The organism is Marinobacter sp. UBA2498 (assembly GCF_002341575.1).
Taxonomy (GTDB): Bacteria; Pseudomonadota; Gammaproteobacteria; order Pseudomonadales; family Oleiphilaceae; genus Marinobacter; species Marinobacter manganoxydans.
On record NZ_DDOI01000066.1, the window covers coordinates 3,543 to 6,415 of the forward strand.

Annotated in this window: 2 protein-coding genes; both read left to right on the plus strand. The window is 56.8% G+C overall.

What is annotated here, in order from left to right; translation table 11 throughout:
* The coding region (locus tag B2W52_RS09235; RefSeq protein WP_286802656.1) for an efflux RND transporter periplasmic adaptor subunit at positions 1–472 on the plus strand (472 nt) is incomplete at its 5' end.
* Between the two features lie 15 nt (positions 473–487).
* A partial coding sequence (locus tag B2W52_RS09240; RefSeq protein WP_286802659.1) for an efflux RND transporter permease subunit occupies positions 488–2,873 on the plus strand: 2,386 nt, incomplete at its 3' end.

A 2,873-nucleotide genomic window follows, 5' to 3' on the forward strand; every position in this document is an offset into this window, starting at 1 on the left:
AAAGCAACTCTGGGTGGAGGCCCACCTGCCCGCCGATCTCTCCCTGACGCTGGGCGCGGGAACAAGAGCGGAAGTGGTGGCTGGGGATGTCCGTGTAAACGCCAAGGTCACTCAGGAGGCGCACACCATTGACCCCATCACCCGTACCCGTACCGTGCGCCTGTTGGTCAATAACCCGGAACACCGCCTGCACCCCGGCCAGTTCGCCGAGGTGTATTTCCGATTCCAGACTAAAAGACCCGTGCTGGCGGTACCCGAAACCGCACTGATGCGCGGCGCAGACGGAGATTGGACGGTATTCGTGGAAGACCATCCTGGCGAATTCCAGCCAGTGGAGGTGAAGCTGGGTCGAGCGCTCGGGCCGCTACGTGAAATTAGCGGTGTCGGTCCGGGGGCTCGCATCGTCACTCAGGGCGCTTTCTTTGTTGCCTCTCAGATCGCCAAGGGCGGCTTTGACCCCCATAACCACTAAGCAGTAGGAGACCCCATGTTTAACCGAATTATCGATTGGGCGGTCATCAACCGATTGCTGGTGGTGATAGCCCTGATCACACTAACGGTCAGTGCCGTTTTTATTATTCCAAAACTGAATCTGGATGCTTTTCCGGATGTGACCAACGTGCAGGTATCTGTCAATACCGAAGCACCGGGGCTGGCTGCCGAAGAGGTGGAACAGCTTATTACCTATCCCATCGAAGCCGTGATGTACGCCTTACCGGATGTGGAAGAGGTGCGCTCCATTTCCAAAACCGGCCTGTCCGGCGTCACCGTAGTCTTTAAAGAAGGCACCGATATCTATTTTGCCCGGCAACTGGTATTTGAGCGGCTTCAGGCTGCCAAGGAGCTGATCCCCGATGGCGTCGGCACGCCGGAAATGGGCCCGAATACTTCCGGTCTGGGTCAGGTCTATCAGTATCTTCTCGTGGCCGAACCCGATGCCGGTTTCGATGCCATGGCATTGCGCAGTTTGAACGACTGGGTGGTGAAGCTGCTATTGATTCCGGCCGAGGGTGTGACCGATGTGCTATCGTTCGGCGGTGAGGTGCGTCAGTACCAGGTAAACCTGAACCCGTCCCGACTGTTGGCCTACGAGCTGACCCAGGACGAAGTCATGATGGCACTGGAGCGCAACAACACCAACGTCGGCGGCTGGTATATGAACCGGGGCCAGGAGCAACTGGTCATTCGGGGCACCGGTTGGCTGGATCATGGTGAACAGGGATTGGAGCAGCTCCGCCAGGTGCCACTCAAAACCGTGGATGGTACCACCATCACCGTGTCCGACGTGGCTCAAGTGGCGTTAGGCAGTGAAATCCGCCAGGGTGCGGTGACCATGTCGCGCAAGAACGCCGACGACAAGGTGGAGAATCTCGGCGAGGTGGTGTCCGGCATCGTGCTCAAGCGAATGGGGGCCAACACCAAGGCCACCATTGATGGAGTCAGTGCGCGCATTGAGCGTATTAACCAGGCATTACCGGAAGGTGTAAGATTCGAAGCCTACTATGATCAGGCAGATTTGGTCAGCAAGGCGGTGCAAACGGTGGTCAATGCCTTATTGCTGGCGTTTGCATTCATTGTCGTGATCCTTGCGCTGTTCCTGATGAACCTGCGCGCCACCTTTCTGGTGTTGATTTCCATTCCGATCTCCATTGGTATTGCGTTAATGGTGATGGCGTGGTTTGGTCTGTCGGCTAATCTGATGTCCCTGGGCGGGATCGCAGTGGCCATTGGCATGTTGGTCGATGGCTCCGTGGTGATGGTGGAAAACATGTTTAAACATCTGACGCACCCGGATGCTGAACATGATGCCCTCAGACAATCGCGGGTGGATTCGGACGACGAAGATCCGGTTGACGCAATCCATGACCGCCATGGTATCGCCTTGCGCCTGCAAGAGGCAGGAAAAGAGGTAGCGCGCCCCATCTTTTTCGCCACGGCCATTATTCTGGTTGTGTTCATGCCGCTGTTCAGCTTTGAGGGTGTTGAAGCCAAACTGTTTCAGCCCATGGCCATCAGTATTATGCTGGCCATGCTCTCTGCAGTGTTGGTGGCCTTGATCATTGTGCCTGCATTAGCGACATACCTTTTTCGAAGGGGAGTTCGCCAGCGCGAGAGCTTTATATTGAAGCCACTCGATTTGCTTTACCGCAAAGGTTTAGCCTGGGCGATGGGCCACAGCAAAGTAGTGGTGGGTGTTGCCGCTGTCATGGTGGTAGCTGCCGCGCTGGTTCTGCCCCGCCTGGGCACCGAGTTCGTGCCGGAGCTGGAAGAAGGCACCGTTAACCTGCGCGTCACTCTCGCTCCGTCTTCCAGTCTGGATACCGCGCTGGAAGTAGCCCCCAAGCTTGAGGCAATGCTGATGGAATTCCCGGAGGTGACCTATGCGCTGTCGCGCATTGGCCGGGCTGAAATCGGCGGTGATCCGGAACCAGTTAATAATATTGAGATTTATATCGGTCTCAAACCGGTGCCGGAATGGACCAGTGCAGACAATCGTTATGAGCTCCAGGCATTGATGGAACAGAAGCTAGAGCAACACCCGGGCTTACTGTTCAATTTCTCGCAACCCATCGCAACCCGTGTGGATGAGTTGCTGTCAGGTGTCAAAGCGCAGCTTGCTATCAAACTGTTTGGTCCTGATCTCGCCGTGCTGGCCGAGAAGGGCCAGGCCATTGAGGCCGTGGTTAAAGAGATCGAAGGTGCCCGCGATGTGGCCATGGAGCAAATCGCCGGTGAATCGCAGCTGGTGGTGAAACCGGATCGCCGCGCCTTGTCCCGTTACGGCCTGGCCGTGGGCGATGTGATGGCACTGGTGCGCGAAGGGCTGGGTGGTGTGAGCGCCGGTCAGATCATCAATGGCAACGAGCGCTACG